This window comes from Psychrobacillus sp. FSL K6-1415, from assembly GCF_038003185.1.
Taxonomy (GTDB): domain Bacteria; phylum Bacillota; class Bacilli; order Bacillales_A; family Planococcaceae; genus Psychrobacillus; species Psychrobacillus psychrodurans.
In genome coordinates, this window is sequence record NZ_JBBOOQ010000001.1 from 2,690,777 (window position 1) to 2,707,974 (window position 17,198).

General features: G+C 36.2%; 18 protein-coding genes. 3 read left to right on the forward strand and 15 right to left on the reverse strand.

Features of this window, described 5'->3' with window-relative positions; translation table 11 throughout:
• Positions 1-319: 319 nt before the first annotated feature.
• From MKY60_RS12755 to zapA, 10 genes are all read right to left on the reverse strand, one after another.
• Positions 320-1,297, reverse strand: coding sequence for an electron transfer flavoprotein subunit alpha/FixB family protein (locus MKY60_RS12755; RefSeq protein WP_340930060.1), 978 nt, complete (start codon positions 1,295-1,297; stop codon positions 320-322).
• 100 nt (positions 1,298-1,397) lie between these two features.
• Positions 1,398-2,171 carry an electron transfer flavoprotein subunit beta/FixA family protein gene (locus tag MKY60_RS12760; protein ID WP_093496020.1) on the reverse strand — a complete coding sequence of 258 codons (774 nt, stop codon included), beginning with the start codon at positions 2,169-2,171 and terminating at the stop codon, positions 1,398-1,400.
• Between the two features lie 25 nt (positions 2,172-2,196).
• Positions 2,197-2,970, reverse strand: coding sequence for an enoyl-CoA hydratase (locus MKY60_RS12765; protein ID WP_241596795.1), 774 nt, complete (start codon positions 2,968-2,970; stop codon positions 2,197-2,199).
• Positions 2,971-2,988: 18 nt separating this feature from the next.
• Positions 2,989-3,570, reverse strand: a complete 582-nt coding sequence (locus MKY60_RS12770) for a TetR/AcrR family transcriptional regulator (protein WP_093496022.1) — start codon at positions 3,568-3,570, stop codon at positions 2,989-2,991.
• A 213-nt stretch (positions 3,571-3,783) separates the two neighbouring features.
• Positions 3,784-5,478, reverse strand: a complete 1,695-nt coding sequence (locus MKY60_RS12775; RefSeq protein ID WP_340930061.1) for a long-chain-fatty-acid--CoA ligase — start codon at positions 5,476-5,478, stop codon at positions 3,784-3,786.
• Between the two features lie 306 nt (positions 5,479-5,784).
• Positions 5,785-6,198 (reverse strand): DUF350 domain-containing protein, encoded by a 414-nt coding sequence (locus tag MKY60_RS12780; RefSeq protein WP_340930063.1) that lies wholly within the window; start codon positions 6,196-6,198, stop codon positions 5,785-5,787.
• 70 nt (positions 6,199-6,268) lie between these two features.
• Positions 6,269-8,632, reverse strand: a complete 2,364-nt coding sequence (locus tag MKY60_RS12785) for an endonuclease MutS2 (RefSeq protein WP_340930065.1) — start codon at positions 8,630-8,632, stop codon at positions 6,269-6,271.
• Positions 8,633-8,648: 16 nt separating this feature from the next.
• Positions 8,649-10,352 carry a DNA polymerase/3'-5' exonuclease PolX gene (gene polX / locus MKY60_RS12790; protein WP_340930067.1) on the reverse strand — a complete coding sequence of 568 codons (1,704 nt, stop codon included), beginning with the start codon at positions 10,350-10,352 and terminating at the stop codon, positions 8,649-8,651.
• Between the two features lie 822 nt (positions 10,353-11,174).
• On the reverse strand, positions 11,175-11,717 hold the full coding sequence (locus MKY60_RS12795; protein WP_090564145.1) for a CvpA family protein: 543 nt from the start codon (positions 11,715-11,717) through the stop codon (positions 11,175-11,177).
• Between the two features lie 4 nt (positions 11,718-11,721).
• The gene (zapA, locus tag MKY60_RS12800; protein WP_090564147.1) at positions 11,722-11,982 is read right to left on the reverse strand and encodes a cell division protein ZapA; all 261 of its coding nucleotides are present in this window, start codon (positions 11,980-11,982) and stop codon (positions 11,722-11,724) included.
• A 77-nt stretch (positions 11,983-12,059) separates the two neighbouring features.
• Here zapA and rnhC point away from each other — a divergent pair, with 77 nt between their 5' ends.
• The 3 genes from rnhC to MKY60_RS12815 all read left to right on the forward strand — a co-directional run bounded on the left by rnhC (position 12,060) and on the right by MKY60_RS12815 (position 14,224).
• A complete protein-coding gene (rnhC, locus tag MKY60_RS12805) occupies positions 12,060-12,992 on the forward strand; it encodes a ribonuclease HIII (protein ID WP_340930069.1) in 933 nt (310 codons plus the stop codon).
• An 18-nt stretch (positions 12,993-13,010) separates the two neighbouring features.
• Positions 13,011-13,517 (forward strand): GNAT family N-acetyltransferase, encoded by a 507-nt coding sequence (locus tag MKY60_RS12810; protein WP_340930071.1) that lies wholly within the window; start codon positions 13,011-13,013, stop codon positions 13,515-13,517.
• A gap of 215 nt (positions 13,518-13,732) precedes the next feature.
• On the forward strand, positions 13,733-14,224 hold the full coding sequence (locus tag MKY60_RS12815; RefSeq protein WP_340930073.1) for a hypothetical protein: 492 nt from the start codon (positions 13,733-13,735) through the stop codon (positions 14,222-14,224).
• A 286-nt stretch (positions 14,225-14,510) separates the two neighbouring features.
• On the opposite strand, the gene MKY60_RS12820 is transcribed toward MKY60_RS12815, so the two are convergent.
• The 5 genes from MKY60_RS12820 to MKY60_RS12840 all read right to left on the reverse strand — a co-directional run bounded on the left by MKY60_RS12820 (position 14,511) and on the right by MKY60_RS12840 (position 17,187).
• Entirely contained in the window at positions 14,511-15,590 is a 1,080-nt protein-coding gene (locus tag MKY60_RS12820; protein WP_340930075.1) for an NAD(P)H-dependent flavin oxidoreductase, read from the reverse strand.
• 47 nt (positions 15,591-15,637) lie between these two features.
• Positions 15,638-15,850, reverse strand: coding sequence for a DNA mismatch repair protein MutT (locus MKY60_RS12825; RefSeq protein ID WP_340930076.1), 213 nt, complete (start codon positions 15,848-15,850; stop codon positions 15,638-15,640).
• Entirely contained in the window at positions 15,838-15,981 is a 144-nt protein-coding gene (locus tag MKY60_RS12830; RefSeq protein WP_340930077.1) for a hypothetical protein, read from the reverse strand. The genes MKY60_RS12825 and MKY60_RS12830 overlap by 13 nt, the downstream gene beginning before the upstream one ends.
• A gap of 113 nt (positions 15,982-16,094) precedes the next feature.
• Positions 16,095-16,634 carry a GrpB family protein gene (locus tag MKY60_RS12835; protein WP_340930080.1) on the reverse strand — a complete coding sequence of 180 codons (540 nt, stop codon included), beginning with the start codon at positions 16,632-16,634 and terminating at the stop codon, positions 16,095-16,097.
• The gene (locus MKY60_RS12840; RefSeq protein WP_090564157.1) at positions 16,627-17,187 is read right to left on the reverse strand and encodes a DUF402 domain-containing protein; all 561 of its coding nucleotides are present in this window, start codon (positions 17,185-17,187) and stop codon (positions 16,627-16,629) included. The genes MKY60_RS12835 and MKY60_RS12840 overlap by 8 nt, the downstream gene beginning before the upstream one ends.
• Positions 17,188-17,198 lie beyond the last annotated feature (11 nt).

Below are 17,198 nucleotides of genomic sequence, written 5' to 3' on the forward strand. Positions count from 1 at the left end.
TCGACAACAGTATTAACGCTTTCTAAAATTGGATCAATCTTAACATTGTTTTGTCAAAATTTATATTATAGTACTAAGCTATAATTGATTGTAGTGAAATGTGGCGACTCCAGCGGGAAAAGCGTTAGGCGAAGACCCCGCAGCGCAGCGAGGAGGCTGAGGCAATGCCCGCGGAAAGCGTCCACATGTAACGAAAATCACAGGATTATTCATTCTTTAAAATCTTATGAAGACAGTGTACACGATACATTTTCATATACTTTATTCTACAAAAAAGAAGACTGCCCAAAATTGTAGTTTTGTACAGTCTCCATTATTATTAAGCGTTTACTTTAAGTTTTTTGAACTCTTCTATAAGCATTGGAATTACTTCGAACAAATCTCCAACGATACCGTAGTCTGCAACTTTGAAAATATTTGCTTCTGGATCTTTGTTGATAGCTACAATAATTTTCGAGTTAGACATCCCTGCTAAATGCTGAATCGCTCCAGAAATACCTGCTGCGATATAAAGATCCGGAGTTACCACTTTACCTGTTTGACCGATTTGTAATGAATAATCACAATAATCAGCGTCACAAGCTCCACGAGAAGCTCCAACTGCTCCACCTAGTACGTCTGCAAGTTCTTTTAAAGGTGCAAATCCTTCTTCACTCTTAACTCCGCGACCACCAGCGATAACAACTTTGGCTTCCGATAAATCTACACCTTCTGTAGATTTACGAACTACTTCTTTAATAATTGTACGAAGATTAGTTATATCAACTGACATAGAAGATACTTCAGCTGACTTACTATCATCTTTTGCATGAGGCGCAATATTGTTTGGACGGATAGTGATAAATTCAATACCATCTTTTACTTTAACTTTCTCAAAAGCTTTACCAGAGTATATTGGACGGATAAACACGGCCGCATCTCCTTCACCTTCAATAGAAGTTACGTCTGATACTAAACCAATTTGTAGTTTACTTGCAATTTTAGGAGATAAATCTTTCCCAAGTGCTGTATGACCAAATACGATTGCCTCTGGATTTTCCTGTTCAATCACAGCTAGCAATGCTTGACCATAACCGTCTGATGTATATTGTTTTAAATGTGGATGCTCCACAGTTATTACACGATCAGCACCATATTTTCCAAGCTCATTAGCCAGTTCTCCCACTGAATCTCCTAATAGAACACTAACAACTTCTCCGCCGCTAGAAATTTGTTTAGCAGCAGCGATCGCTTCATATGATACGTTACGAAGAGCACCTTCACGTGCTTCTCCTAATACTAATACTTTTTTAGACATGCTTTTTTCCTCCTAATATTAAAATTATTACGAATCAAATATGCATTGGCACATTTTCTCCTGTGCAAACTCTTCGCAGTACAATATTTGCTGTATGAAGTTAAACGACTTTTGCTTCCGAGTGAAGTAAATGAACTAACTCTTTTACTTGATCAGCTAAATCGCCTTCTAATACTTTTCCAGCTTCCTTTTTAGGAGGTAAATAAATTTCGATTGTTTCTGTTTTTGCTTCTACATCATCTTCATCTATATCTAAATCATCTAATTCAACTTCTTCTAAAGGCTTTTTCTTTGCCTTCATAATCCCTGGAAGAGATGGATAGCGTGGTTCATTTAGACCTTGCTGAGCAGTAACCAATAATGGCAATGAAGTTTCTAATACTTCTGTATCTCCTTCAACATCACGTTTAATTGTTACTGTAGTTCCATCAATCTCTAAGTTTGTAATAGTAGTTACATAGTTAATGCCTAAGCTCTCAGCAACTCGTGGCCCAACTTGTCCGGATCCACCATCAATCGCTACGTTACCTGCTAATATTAAATCCGGATTTTTATCTTTTAAGTACTCAGAGATAATATGTGCGGCTGTAAACTGATCTAACTCTTCTACATCATCTTCTATATTAATAAGTACCGCTTTATCTGCACCCATTGCTAGTGCAGTTCGAAGTTGCTTCTCAGCATCTTCTCCACCCATCGTGAGAACTGTTACTTCTCCACCTTGTGCGTCACGAACTTGTATTGCCTCTTCTATTGCATACTCATCGTATGGATTAATGATGAATTCTGCACCATCTTCTTGAATTTTACCCCCGCTTACTACGATTTTCTCTTCTGTATCAAATGTACGTTTTACTAATACATAAATGTTCATTTAGATATCCTCCCAATGTAAAATATTATTTACCTTTAAATATTGGTTCTCTTTTTTCAATAAATGCAGAAATACCTTCTTTTGCATCCTCTGAAACAAATACAGTTCCAAAAGCATTTGCTTCTGCTTTAACACCTTCATGATAGGAAGCTGGTTTAGCGTACTGAAGCATTTCTAATGCATTTTTAACCGCAATTGGACTTTTCTTAGCAATCTTGACTGCAAGCTTTTTGGCATGATCAAATAATTCTTCTTCCGCATAAGCATGATTAGCAAGTCCTAACTGAGCCGCTTCTTTCCCACTAATAGGATCACTTGTTAACAACATTTCTGCTGCTTTTGCAAACCCTACATAACGGGGTAAACGTTGTGTGCCAGCAAACCCTGGTATTAGTCCTAGTTGTAATTCAGGTAACCCAAGCTTTGCATTTTCTGAAACTAGTCGGATATGACAACTCATCGCAAGTTCAAGACCTCCGCCAAGTGCAGCACCATGAATTGCAGCAATAACGGGTTTCGAGAAAGTTTCCACTCTTTCGAAAATTGTTTGCCCACTTGCAGCAAGCTCAGAGAATGCTGCTCCAGATGTAATCGAGGTAAATTCTTTTATATCTGCTCCTGCGGAGAAAAATCTTCCTTCTCCTTTTAGCAAGATTACTCGAACTGCATCATCATGTTCCACTGCATCTAATAACTCATTGACTTCTAATATAACCCCTCTTGCCAAAGCGTTTGCTGGTGGACGATTTAGTGTTACTGTAGCTACACCATCTTCAATATTCCATGACAGAAATTCCATTTCCCCACTCCCCCTTGGTTAAACTTTTACACCATTTAACAATAGACGATGTACTTTACTTGTTAGATCAACTAAATCATATTTATGCTCGTTCATTACCCAAGTAGTAGTCGTCTCATCAATTGTACCAAAAACCATTTGTCTTGCTAAGCGAATATCTATCGAATGATCAAATTCTCCTTGTTCAATTCCCTCTTTTAAAATTGTATCTAGTAATACTAAATAATTTCTTAAAACCGCATTGATGCGTAATCGCAATGCTAAATTGGCTTGTCTTAATTCCAATTGAGTAACCGTTGCTAAATGATGATCACTTGATAACACCATAAAATGATTCTCAATCATCTTATACAACTTTTCTGATGAACTAATTTCTTGTTGAATAATTTCTTTTAGATTGTCTGCAAATATCTCCATTTTTTCTTCAAACACGGAGACTAAAATTTCTTCTTTGTTTTTAAAATATAAATAAATTGTCCCGTCAGCTACTCCCGCCTGTTTGGCAATTTTAGAAACCTGTGACTGATGGTATCCATTTTCAGCGATAACAATAATTGCCGCGTCAATGATTTGTTTATATTTTGGTTTGTCCTTCTTCATTATGAATTCACCACCAATTAATCAATTACGCTATGGCGTAATTGTGTCAGGACTATGTATTGAGCAAGCTAAATTCATAATCTGTGACATCCGCCAGAGGCTTTCATTTAATTCAGCGTCCGTTATAACTCTTGCTGAAAAAAATAAAAATATGAATGATGATTCATTCATATTTTTATATTATATTTAATTTTGTCGATTGTCAATAATCAATTAACTTGGGACTGTTTGTTTTTGCTTCTCTTTTTCTTCATCTATTAACGTTCTTCTTAAAATCTTACCTACAGCTGTTTTCGGAAGTTCTGCTCTGAACTCATAAATTCTTGGCACTTTAAACGCAGCTAAGTTCTCACGACAAAAAGTGTTTAACTCCTCTTCTGTTACAGTTGATCCCTCTTTAACTACTATAAATGCTTTTACAGTTTCTCCTCTGTAAGGATCTGGAACTCCAGCAACAACGCATTCTTGAATTGCAGGATGTTCATATAATACCTCTTCTACATCCCTAGGATAAATATTATAGCCTCCTGCAATGATTAAATCTTTTTTACGATCGACTACATAAAAGTAACCGCTTTCATCCATGTATCCTAAATCTCCAGTTAAAAACCAACCATCGCGCATAGTCATTTCCGTATCCTCTGGTCGATTCCAATACCCTTTCATTACTTGAGGTCCTTTAACTGCAATTTCTCCGATTTCTCCAAATGGTAATGGAGTCGTTGAATCAACCGCAAAAATTGCTGCTTCTGTATCCGGCCAAGGAATACCGACTGATCCTTTTATCCGATCCTCCGTATAAATCAAATTCGCATGGGTTACCGGGGAAGTTTCGGTTAAGCCGTAGCCTTCTACTAATCTACCACCAGTAATCTTTTCAAACTTTTCTTGTACTTCTAATGGTAATGGAGCAGACCCACTTAAACAAGCACCAATTGAAGATAAGTCATATTTTTGGATATCGGGGTGATTTAATAACCCAATATAAATCGTTGGAGCTCCTGGGAAAATAGTTGGTTTCTGCTTATCTATCGTTTTTAATGCAGTTTCCACATCAAACTTTGGTAACAATACCATTCTATTACCTAGCATAACAGAAAAGATTAAAACAGTAGTCGTTCCATAAACATGAAAGAATGGGAGAACTCCTAAAATAGTTTCTTCGCCTTCTTTGCATTTATAGTTCCATACTGTACACATAGTAGTATTCGTTACTAAGTTTTTATGGGTAAGCATAACTCCTTTTGGAAATCCTGTTGTACCGCCCGTATATTGTAATAGTGCAATATCCTCTTCAAAATCAAAATCCATATTAATCGCTTCAGCTTTTCCGACTTTCATAATCTCCGGAAATAAGTGATTTATCCCTCTATGTTCTACTTTAACACTAAACCCGTATTGTTTCTTTTGGATAAAAGGATAGACAAGATTTTTAGGGAATGGTAAATAATCCTTAATACCAGTAACAATAATATTCTCTAAGTCTGTTTCTTTTAAAACTTTTGTTACACGTGGAAATAATATATCCATAGTTAAAATAACTTTTGCCCCAGAGTCCTTCATTTGATATGCTATTTCTCTTTCTGTATAAAGAGGATTTGTCTGAACAACAATTGCTCCCGCATATAATGCACCATAGTATCCAATTACCCCTTGTGGACAATTTGGTAGCATAATCGCTACTCTGTCTCCTTTTTGGATTCCAATCGACTGTAAGTAGTTAGCAAATTTCAATGAAGACTCGTAAAGCTCTTTGTACGATACATCTCTCCCCATGAAATGTATAGCAACCTTGGTAGGAAATTTCCTATACGCTCTAGTTAAGTATTCTTGAACTGGAATATGTTCATAATCGAGCGTGTGCGGAATTTCTGGTGGATATTGTGCTAACCACGGCTTTTCTGTCATATTAATGCCCCCTTTGTTTATAATAGCGTGAATATTCCTATTTTTAATTATAGAGAAAAATGAATGACAATTCAATTCTTTAATTAAAAAGAGTTATTTGACGATTTGCTACTCAACAATAGCAAAAAATAAAAAGACTGTAACGCTCACTCCATCATCATTAAGATTAAAAGTGCTACATTACAGTCTTTAAATACGCTATTAATTTATTATATTAATTTGCAACGATATATATTATACCTACTAAGACAAATAGTAGGCCAACAGCCAATAATATTTTTGACAATTTTTCCATTGTAAACGCTCCTAAGAAATACTTGCACCAATAACAAATGATAACCCGACAGAAATAACTAGTGAAATAAACCCAATTGAACGATTATCGTTTTCGATTTCCTCATCAACATTAAAGCTCGGCGTTAAAAACTCAAATAACAGGTATGCAATAATCAGTAATGTAAACCCAAATAAACCCCAACCTACCATTTCAAAGAATGTATTGTGTTGTTCTATGGAATACCTAAAAATGTTACACACACCAAAAATTTTCCCACCAGTAGCAAGTGCAACTGCTACATTACCTTTTTTTATTTCTTCCCAATTCTTATATTTCGTGACGATTTCAAAAATAACCATCGAAACGAGCAAGCATAGAATAACAACACTAAAATAACCTGCAGACTCTACGAGTGGGTTTGACCAGAAACTGGATAGAACCATACTTAAAAAACCCCTTTTACACTTTTCCTTCTATACGGAGAGCCCGATAAAAAGTTTCATAAATTATATATTATTTTAATTCTACAACTGTTACACCATGGCCACCCTCACCAGCTTCTCCGAAACGAAAGCTTTTCACACGAGAATGATTTTTCAGAAATTGTTGTATAGCTTGTCTTAATACGCCAGTACCTTTTCCATGAATAATTGAGATTCTCGGGTAATTCGCGAGAATTGCATCATCTAAATACTTTTCTGTACGCATTATGGCATCCTCGTAACGTTCACCACGAAGATCTAATTCTAATTTCACATGGGAGTCTCTTCCGCGAATGGAATTCACAGATACCGTCTGTTTTTGTTTCTCTGGTTTAACAAATTCTAAATCTGATTCGTCCAGTTTCATCTTTAACATACCAATTTGAACAGACCATTCCGAGTTAGACAGCTTCTCTAACAGAGTCCCTTTTTGACCGAAGCTTACTACCTTCACTTCATCGCCGGATTTCAACTCTTTTAATGTTTCATTTAACTTTTTTTGTTTCTTCAATACGGGATTATCCGGCAAAGCAGCATCTAGACGTTTTTTCGCATCGATCAATTCATGTTCTTTTACAAACTTATGTGTATTAGCTTGCATTTTTCGCAGTTCACTTATAATGTCATCTGCTTCTCGACGAGCTTCATCAACAATTTTCTTTGCCTTGTCTTTTGCTTTTTGTTCTAGTTTTTCTTTATTTTGTTCTAGTTCAGCTAATCGTAATTCTAAACCTTCTTTTACTTTACGAGCTTCCTCTAAATGTACTTCTGTTTCTTCCGCATCTTTTTCTGCTTGTCGACGACTGTCCTCAAGAGAAGCAATCATAGAGTTCACTTCTCCGCGATCTGTTCCTGTAAACGTTTGAGCTTGGCTGATGATATATTCTGGTAAACCAAGTCGCTCGGAGATCTCAAAGGCATTACTTCTTCCGGGAACCCCTATTAACAGTTTATAAGTCGGACTTAAAGTTTCTATGTCAAATTCAACACTAGCATTAGCAACGCCAGGTCTATTATATCCATACGCCTTAAGTTCAGGATAATGTGTAGTTGCCATTACACGTGCACCTGTGCCATGTACTGCATCCAAAATAGAAATTGCGAGTGCTGCACCCTCTTGTGGATCGGTACCTGCACCAAGCTCATCAAATATGATCAATGATTTATCGTCATATTTTTTTAATATATCGACAATATTAACCATATGAGAAGAAAAAGTACTTAAACTTTGCTCAATAGATTGCTCATCTCCGATATCTGCAAATACTGATTCAAACAAAGCAACTTCAGAGCCATCCAATGCAGGAATAGGAAGTCCACTTTGAGCCATTAATGTACAAAGACCAACTGTTTTCAGTGTAACCGTTTTACCACCTGTATTCGGCCCAGTAATTACAATTGTTGTAATGTCTTTTCCAAATTCGATTGTATTTGGCACAGCTGCCTCTATTGGAATAAGTGGATGTCTTGCTTTCACTAAACGGATATAACCTTCGTTATTAATGACTGGCATCGTACATTTTTGAGCTTGTCCATATTTAGCTTTAGCTAGAATAACATCAACCTCTCCCAGTACATTTACTAATAGAAAGATGTCATGTCCCACTATTTCTACCTCAGCTGTCAATCTAATAAGGATACGATTAATCTCTTCCTGTTCCTTCACTTTTAAGCTTCGAATATCATTGTTTATTTGGACTACTGCTGAAGGTTCGATAAATAATGTTTGCCCTGAAGAGGATTGGTCATGAATTATTCCACCGTAATGACTGCGATATTCCGACTTAACAGGAATTACATATCGATCATTCCGGATTGTAATAATTGAATCTGAAAGCATTTTCGCAGCATTAGCTCCTCTTGTATAGCTTTCTAGTTTTTCTCGCACCCGACTAACTTGAATGCGTAATTGTTGGCGAATAGAGCGCAATGTACTACTAGCACTATCTAATACTGAACCGTTTTCATCTACACAATCATTAATTTCATGTTCAAGAGCTGTTAAAATCGGAATATCTTCCTTTTTTTGAAGGAAGTGTGGAATCTTAACATCTTCCGATTCCGCTACATTTTCTAAAAACTGGCGTAATATTTTGCTTGCACGTATGGTACTTGCAATTTCCATTAATTCCGTAGGGCTAAGCATACCGCCAATTTGGGCACGTTTAGCATGGGGGCGGATGTCTGTCATTCCCCCCATTGGAACATTGCCACGTAACCGAAGAATTGACATACCTTCGTCCATTTCCTCTAATAACTTCGTCACTTCTACAAAATCAACAGAAGGAATGAGGTTATCTATATGGCTTTTTCCAATAGAAGAAGTACAGTAATTTGAAACCTCTTCTCGAATTTTATAATACTCTAAAGTTCTCAGTGCTCTTTCAGCTATCAACCGAGGCACCTCCTAATTATTTCTGGATATATTCCTTAAACTTCTCAAAAGACCAAGTGTTCACAATATTATCTTTACGCAACCAGGCTTTTTGAGCATATCGAACACCAATATCCATATATTTCAGCTGATCGATATGATGAGCATCCGTATTAATGGCTATTGGAACACCTTTTTCTTGGGCTAACTTTAAATATTCTGTGTTCAAATCGAGACGATATGGGTTTGCATTTAACTCCAAAATCTTACCATATTCCTTCGCCCATTCTATTAGTGTTGGAACATCTGGATTATAACCATCTCTTTGTTCGATTATTCTTCCCGTTGGATGCGCTATCATATGTACATATGGATTCTTCAACGCATTTAAAAGTCTCTCCATAATCTTTTCTTGTGGCTGACTAAAACTTGAATGGATAGAAGCTATAACAAAATCTAGTTGCACCAATACATCATCTTCAAAATCAAGTGATCCATCTGGTAGTATATCCATTTCGGTACCAGCAAGTATTTCAATATCTGTATATTTCACATTAAGCTCACGTATGATTTCCATTTGGTTTAATAATCGTTCTTTAGAAAGTCCGTTTGCTACTTTTAAATAGTTTGAATGATCCGTAATCACCATATGAGAATAACCTTTTGCACGGCAGGCTTCTACCATTTCTTCTATAGAATGAGCACCGTCCGACCAAGTACTATGCATATGAAAATCGCCATGTATATCATTATGATTTACTAGTAGAGGTAGCTGATCTAACTTAGAAAATTCCGATCCGTCCTCCCGCACAGTTGGCGGTATAAAAGGTAAGTCAAAGAAAGCATAAAAATCTTCTTCAGAATCAAAATGCTCCACACTACCATCAGGTAGCTCAACCCCATATTCACTGATTTTCTTCCCTTGTTCTTTTGCAATTTGACGCATTTTAATATTATGGTCTTTCGAACCAGTAAAATGATTTAGTGCAGAAGCATACTGGCTTATTTCCACAAGTCGGAAATCGACATCAATCTCTACTTCCACATCTAAAGTTACAGAAACTTTCGTATCTCCAGCAGCAATTATCTTTTTTACAGGAAGTACTTTTAATAATTCTTCTCTTACTTCTTGAGGAGAACTTGTAGCGATTATAAAGTCGATATCCTTACTAGCCTCTTTTACTCTTCTGAACGAACCAGCAACGGAAAATTTATCGATCAAAGAAATAGAAGAAAGTTTGTATTCAATTAGCTCTACGATTGGTTCAATTTGCCAAACAGCAGTTCGTTCCGGTTTAGCTTGAAGGTTTACTATTTCTAATAGTATCTTTTCTTCTGTCTTCTTAGCAAATCCAGGAAGACTTTGGACTTTTCCTTCTTCACACGCAAGCTTCAGCGAATCTATTGAATCAATATGTAATTCCTTGTAAAGCTTGGCGATTTTTTTACCGCCAAGTCCTGGAATCTTAAGCATTGGTAGAAGGCCACTAGGAACTGTTTCTTGTAGCTCCATGAGTAAAGAAGATTCACCGACAGTGGTTAATTCCTCAATTACAGCCCCAGTTGCAGCTCCAATTCCTTTTAAAGATAAGATATTATCCATTTCAGACAAGCTTCTGTCATCTAATTCTAGAACCTGTGCAGCCTTCCGAAAAGCAGATACTTTAAAAGGATTTTCACCTTGTAATTCCATATATAACGCAATTTTTTCTAATGTTTTAATAATCGTCTTCTTATCCAACGATAACACCCCTATCATTTCAATTAGCAATGTAGCTAACCTAACTTAAGATAAATCTGGTAAAAGACATACTTGGTCCTTTATTGGCAAAACCTGTTTCTATCGTTTTCGAAGCCCTTTGGATAGACGTTTTACTATATGATTACCGAGTGAATGCTCTCGGGATGCAGGTTGGTTGTGAAGTTCGTCACAACCAACCTGCATCCCTTTTTTCGATAATCTTATGGCTTTTGTCTATCCGTTGCCCTCCTACAACTCTTAGAAAACAGGTTAGCGCGTTTTTGGATAACGAGAGAAAAGATACTATCTTATTCATAAAGGAAGCTCTCGAAGATACAATTTCGTTTCGCTATTTGGCTTCTTTATATAGTAAACACTTACTACTTCTCTTTATTTCCACTAGTATAAAAGAAAATCTATTCTCTTCTTCGATCATTGGATAATAGCTTTCTAATTGAAAAGCAATTACAAATAATATGACCATCTCTAAAATTTGACCAATCTTATCATCTAAGCGATAAGTTAGGATAAATCTTCTAGTGGAGTACTACACACTGATTGATCTTCGTTACAGGTGGCGACTCCGGCGGGATGAGTGAGATAGATGAGATATCACAGAGACGCGAAGCGACGGTGATAGCTCATCGCTCCCCCCGCGGAGGCCAACAGGATGTTGGTCACGAAGGCGTGGCGCACTTAGCCTTTGTACTCCACCTGAAACGGAAACCAGCTGTATTATTCATTCTTTAAAGTCCCGTGTTCCCGGATGATTTTTATATACTTTCTTATTCCTTCAAAAAAACTTCCCTCTACCGAGAGAAGTTACTTTTCAATATAAATATACCACCAATTTTTAACCATCTCTGATAGGATTGGCGTATGGTCTAACATCCATCCGGTTAAAACTGAACCTGATATTAAGTTTTGGATAATATCGATTGGTAAAAGGGCAAATACATACAGTAGTACAAATATAATAAAATAAAATTCGATAAGTCCTAAAATTGCTCCTACAATATTGCTTACAAAACCTAAAATAGGTAAATACTTTAAAAAGTCAAACATTGAAGCAATCATCTGTAAAGCAAATTTTACAGCAATAAAAATAAGCGCAAAAGCAATAATTCGATAAAATGTTTGAGCCAAATCTAAACTCTCTACTGCAATTGTCAATTTAGAACCGGCAGTTACAGCAGGAAATGGAATCCATAAAACAAATTTATCTGCAAGTGGTTTATAATAAGAGTATGCCACTATTAGTGCTACAATAAATCCTGTCATGTGGATAAGTTGAACAATCAATCCGCGCTTTGCGCCAGTTATTAAACCGCCAACAAGTAATATCAATATAATTATATCTAACATATTTTCAGTCCTTTAACCTTTTCAATTCTTCTTCAAGTAGCTCTAATTGTTCTTTTACTTTTATGTAATCATGTACAGTATTTACAGCTGTGAGCACTGCAAGCTTTGCAATATCTAGCTGACCGTTATGTGAATGTATTTCTCTCATTTTATCATCCACTATTGAAGCTACTAGTCTCATATGGCCTGAAGATTCAGAACCTACCATTTTATAATTCTGTCCATATATATCAACCGAAATTCGTGTTTTTTCCTGTTCTGACAAAGCCATACCCTCCTCAGAAAATCCTAATACTAATAATAACACGAAATAGATTACGATGTGAAGAAAGGAACGAACGAATGTCAAACGAAGTCTTATTAATGAAGCCACATGAAATAGAAAAAGTAAAATCCTATTATATGAAGTTCAAGGTAGAACGCTCTGCCCCTGGTGTTGTTTTTGCTGCAAAACTAGTAGATACAGCTATTACCATCTATAAATCGGGCAAGGTAATGTTTCAAGGAAACGGTGCTACTCGGGAGGCATCTCTTTGGGGAACAAGTTCTACTAAATCTTCATCAACAAGTGTAGCTAAAGGAGACGTTTTACCTGCTAATTTTTCCTCATTGTCCGTACTAGGTTCTGATGAAACAGGAACTGGTGACTATTTTGGTCCTATTACAGTTGCTGCTTGTTATGTTCATGCAAACCAAGTAGAACTAGTGAAAGAATTAGGTGTTAAGGATTCCAAGATGCTAACGGACGATGTGATGCGTAAAATGGCACCTGACTTGATGGCAACACTAACTCATAGTGTCTTGGTGTTGAATAATGAAAAATACAATGATATACAATCTCGTGGGTGGTCTCAAGGAAAAATAAAAGCACTCATGCACAACCAAGCACTAAAGCATGTGTTAAAAAAAATGGAAACAGAAAAACCCGCATATATATTAATCGATCAATTTGCAGAGCGTGGCATTTACTATAATCATCTTAAAATGGAGAAAGAAATCATCCAAGAAAATGTTTTGTTTTCTACAAAAGCTGAGCAGCTTCATGTTGCAGTTGCAGCGGCATCCATTATTGCAAGATATGCATTTTTAAAGGAAATGGATCGTTTGACTGAAATAGCAAATACCACGATACCGAAAGGAGCAAGCGCAAAAGTCGATGAAATAGCAGCTAATATTTATTTGAAGCACGGAGAGGAATTTTTAAAGTCCATCACCAAATGGCATTTTGCTAATACTGGAAAAGCGATAAAAATTGTAAACAAGCGACGATTTTAGCATTGGAGTCGAACATAATTGGAAATTATTTATGAAACAGAACGGTTGTATTTATGCGTATTTGATCAATCACATATAGAGGCAGCAAAACAATTTTGGGGTGATGAAGAAGTAATGTCATTATGTGATGGGCCTTCTGCACATGAGTTGCTTCCCAAAGTGATAGAAGGATATCGTAAATTGCAAGAAGATAGAGGTTTATCCGTTTATGCAGTAATAGAAAAAGAATCGGATGAAGTAATTGGAGCTGTTGGTTTTAATCCATCTGATTCTATGGAAGTAGTAGAGCTAATTTATCATTTTAACAAAATCAAATGGGGAAATGGTTTTGCAACAGAAGCTGCGGTTGCTTGTCTAAAGCTAGCTAAAAATAAAGTAAATACTAAAATCATCACTGCATCAGCAGACCCCCTAAATCAAAGTTCATTAAAGATTTTAGAAAAAGTTGGTTTTACTTATAGAGGAATGAAGTGGTTTGAAGATACTGAGCAAGAAGAGCCTTATTATGAGTATTTACTGAAATAATCGCAACAACCTAATGACTCAATTGATCTCATAAAAAGTGGAGTAATATGAAAATTCTTAACATAGAAGTACAACCCAATGGACGATGTTGTTTGTGAAACCGGCCACTTTTCCTCCTAAAGCTCCTATCATTGCAAATTAGTACAGATAACACAAAACCATAGAAATGCATAACATGTATCTGTACATGTTTAAATAGCGATGGAGGTTAGAGTATGGTAAATTTTCAAGCTTTTCATGGTACTGTTACCATGATTAGTGATTTTATGACTGGGTCTAATGGTGAAGGAGAAGGTTGTTATACATTAATGTCCGTAGATAACGGCAATGGAACTTCAGTAAATTTCGTGGTGTCCCCCACTACTTATTTTGTAGACCATGTAATGATAGTAGTTGGAGATAGGGTGACAGGATACTATGATGCAAATGCACCTGTTCCTCTTATTTATCCACCACAATATCGAGCACTTGTTATAGCAAAAGAAAATCCAAATCAAAATGTGAAAGTAGACTACTTCAACAGCCAGTTTGAAAGTAGTGATGGTCAATTAAAATTAAATATATCACCATATACACCAATATTATTGACAAATGGGCAAGCTTTTACAAGAAATCCCGCAAACCGAAATCTAATTGTAATTTATGGTCCTACCACAAGAAGTATCCCTGCTCAAACAACACCCTATGAAATTATTGTTTGGTGTTAGAAATTTTCGAAAGGCATTATATAAATTAATGAGGCTGGGACAAAAGTAGAAATTTTATTGAATAAGGAGAAACCTTTACTAAATAATGGATATTTAATAAAATTGATTGGAATGGAGGGGCGACTCCTACGGGAATAGCGTGAAGCCTGAGACTACAGGCTCAGGCCACGCCCGTGGAAAGCGTCTCTGGAATGTAAATCAATTTTGTGCATAGCAAAAAAACAGCATTTTTCTCACAGAGAAAAATGCTGTTTTGGTTCTGTCCCAGCCTCATATTCTTTTATACTCACACCAGATTATCTGTTACTATCCTCGCTTCATCCATAACCCTTTGAACAAGTTGTGCCACAGTATCGACTCTAGCAAGTTTCGCATTTTGGCCAGCCCATAGTGACATATAATCTTGGTTATTTTGATTCGCAGATGCCTTTCGAATCGTTTGGGTTAGTGAATTTTGTATTGGAAAGTTTGGAATAACGTCTTTATATTGTTCCATCTCCATTATATATTTATTTTTAATCCCCCTTGCCCATTTTCCAGAAAAAGCACGAGTTAAAATTGTATCCCCATCCTTTGAGCACAGAATTGCTTCTTTATGTATGGGATGTGCACCACTTTCTTCACAAGTCAAAAAAGCAGTACCCATTTGGACAGCTTTTGCTCCTATACTTAACGCCGCTACCAGTCCATGTCCGTCCATTATGCCTCCAGTTCCAATCACAGGAATTTTTACTGTGTCTGCAACCTGTGGAATTAAAGACATCAAGCCAATTAAGCTATCTTCATGACTAGATATAAAGTTCCCCCTATGCCCTCCAGCTTCACTACCTTGCACAACCACTGCATCCATTCCAAGCTTCTCAATAGAGATTGCCTCTGCCACAGTTGTAGCTGTTCCAATTGTAGTTATATTAAGTTGTTTAAATTTTTCCATCACATCTGCAGTCGGGACACCAAATGTAAAGGAGCAGATTGGTACTCCTTCTTCTATAACTACGTTTATTTGCTGCATATACGAAAGAAAAGCATTGTCCACGTTCGGAAGATTGATATTCTCTTCAAATATATTTAGTTCCTCACGATATGTGTTTAATAAACTATTCACCATTTTAACTTCATTTTCCAATATTTTAAATTTGCTTGGAACAAATAGATTTACCCCAAAATTATTTGTAGTAAGTTGCTTTATCTCTCGAATCTGTTCCCGCAATTGAATAGGACTCATATAGCCTGCTCCGATCATTCCAAGTGCTCCATTGTTGGAAACAGCAGCAACGAGTTTCGACGTAGTAATTCCTCCTGCCATAGGAGCTTGAATAATCGGATAATCTATACTTAAAAGTCTTGTAATCTCATTTTCAAACATATATTACACCCCAATACTTATCATTAACCTTGTCAGAATTAAATACTTTATTTCTTTTTTACTTTCCAATCATCATAGTAATTAGCATCCAGTCCCAAATCATTAGTTTTTAGCCATTCAAATGCTTTCAACACTAATGGCGAAGCATTTTCAACAGAAATTTCTTCTTCTGTAACCCATTCGGCACCAAGTGAGTCCTGCCCTTCAAACTGTTCGGGCGCTACTAGATTACCACCTATTTGCTTTACTAAATAAAACACTGCAATATGGTGAACATCCGTCCAATCTTTCCAGTCCGATGAAACATAAAGTCAGCAATTCCAATACTTTTAATAATTTCAATTTCTAGACCAGTTTCTTCTAGAAACTCTCTTTTCATAGCAATAGTCAAGCTTTCTTTTTCTTCTAAACTACCCCTGGTAAATCCAAACGATTGATGTATGGACCTCCATTTTTGTTAATAACGAGTAGCCTTTCATCTTGGAAACAAACACCATATACCCCTTATGCTCTGTAAAACTTCCTTGCTTCTATACTATTAAACCAATCGATCGCTTGTTGTTCAATCTCTTTGGCTAATTCTTCTTTCCCATTAATATAAGCTGCCATGTCGTAAGGAAATTGTTTTGCCAACATTTTTTTAAAATCACCATAATTCTTTGCAATAACAGGGTGCTTTCTTAAAAAATTTCGAAATGCAAGATGTCTTTCAATTTCAGGATTTCCCATTTCATACATATGAACATGGTGTGTTCGATTGTCTCCACCTTTTTGGAAGTATCTACGTCCTGGAAGGCCATTTTCTCCTTTTGGCTCATAGCCATTTGCAATCATCACATCGTTATAAGCATCAATTTTTGTTATATCTCGAACAACCGGTATAATATCAATAATTGGTTTTGCACTCAAACCATCTACAGAAGTGCTTCCAATATGATGAATTACTTGAATTTCTAAGCCAAAAATCTTTTGAAGCAGTATTACTTCATCTTCAAACTTTTTCTTCCAATCTTCTACATATTCTTCTACTACTACTCTACGCATGTTCATTTTCCACCTTTTGCAGATGTCCTTCTAACAATTCTTTATGAGCATTAGAATATCTAAGAAGCGTAAATTGTTCTTCCTTAATACATTTAGTAATTCTAGTTGCTTCATCTCGTGCTAAATCATACTTTTGCTGATTGATACTTCCACTTTCTAAGGCTTCTTCCAATTCATCATCGTCCAATTGAATAATTTCTCCTGTTGGCAAGACAACAATATCTAAAATTAAATCATCCACCCAAGGAACATTATTTTCGATTCCGATTTCGTAACATATATCAATATACCATTGCACGATTTCCCCATTAGCATCGAACATCGTAGTGACGGAATAATTTTTCCCTATCGGAAAATGCTGTAGCCACATATAATGATCATCTACAATACAAATTCTTTTTTCACCGTACTGTACCCATAGTGGCTCGGTAACCTTTACCATATTTATTAATGTGATATGTCCTGTAAATTCTTTTTTCTCTACGTAAGATTTTGTATACTCTCTTTGAATAATTCGTTTCCAATCTGAGCGATCTCCATATCTTCTAAACATCTAAACACACA

What these genes read in the sequence shown, in the direction of transcription:
- MKY60_RS12755 (WP_340930060.1), bottom strand. Translation starts at nt 1,297, where the DNA reads ATGTCTAAAAAAGTATTAGTATTAGGAGAAGCACGTGAAGGTGCTCTT.
- MKY60_RS12760 (WP_093496020.1), bottom strand. Translation starts at nt 2,171, where the DNA reads ATGAACATTTATGTATTAGTAAAACGTACATTTGATACAGAAGAGAAA.
- MKY60_RS12765 (WP_241596795.1), bottom strand. Translation starts at nt 2,970, where the DNA reads ATGGAATTTCTGTCATGGAATATTGAAGATGGTGTAGCTACAGTAACA.
- MKY60_RS12770 (WP_093496022.1), bottom strand. Translation starts at nt 3,570, where the DNA reads ATGAAGAAGGACAAACCAAAATATAAACAAATCATTGACGCGGCAATT.
- MKY60_RS12775 (WP_340930061.1), bottom strand. Translation starts at nt 5,478, where the DNA reads ATGACAGAAAAGCCGTGGTTAGCACAATATCCACCAGAAATTCCGCAC.
- MKY60_RS12780 (WP_340930063.1), bottom strand. Translation starts at nt 6,198, where the DNA reads ATGGTTCTATCCAGTTTCTGGTCAAACCCACTCGTAGAGTCTGCAGGT.
- MKY60_RS12795 (WP_090564145.1), bottom strand. Translation starts at nt 11,717, where the DNA reads ATGTTAGATATAATTATATTGATATTACTTGTTGGCGGTTTAATAACT.
- rnhC (WP_340930069.1), top strand. Translation starts at nt 12,060, where the DNA reads ATGTCAAACGAAGTCTTATTAATGAAGCCACATGAAATAGAAAAAGTA.
- MKY60_RS12815 (WP_340930073.1), top strand. Translation starts at nt 13,733, where the DNA reads ATGGTAAATTTTCAAGCTTTTCATGGTACTGTTACCATGATTAGTGAT.
- MKY60_RS12820 (WP_340930075.1), bottom strand. Translation starts at nt 15,590, where the DNA reads ATGTTTGAAAATGAGATTACAAGACTTTTAAGTATAGATTATCCGATT.
- MKY60_RS12835 (WP_340930080.1), bottom strand. Translation starts at nt 16,634, where the DNA reads ATGCGTAGAGTAGTAGTAGAAGAATATGTAGAAGATTGGAAGAAAAAG.
- MKY60_RS12840 (WP_090564157.1), bottom strand. Translation starts at nt 17,187, where the DNA reads ATGTTTAGAAGATATGGAGATCGCTCAGATTGGAAACGAATTATTCAA.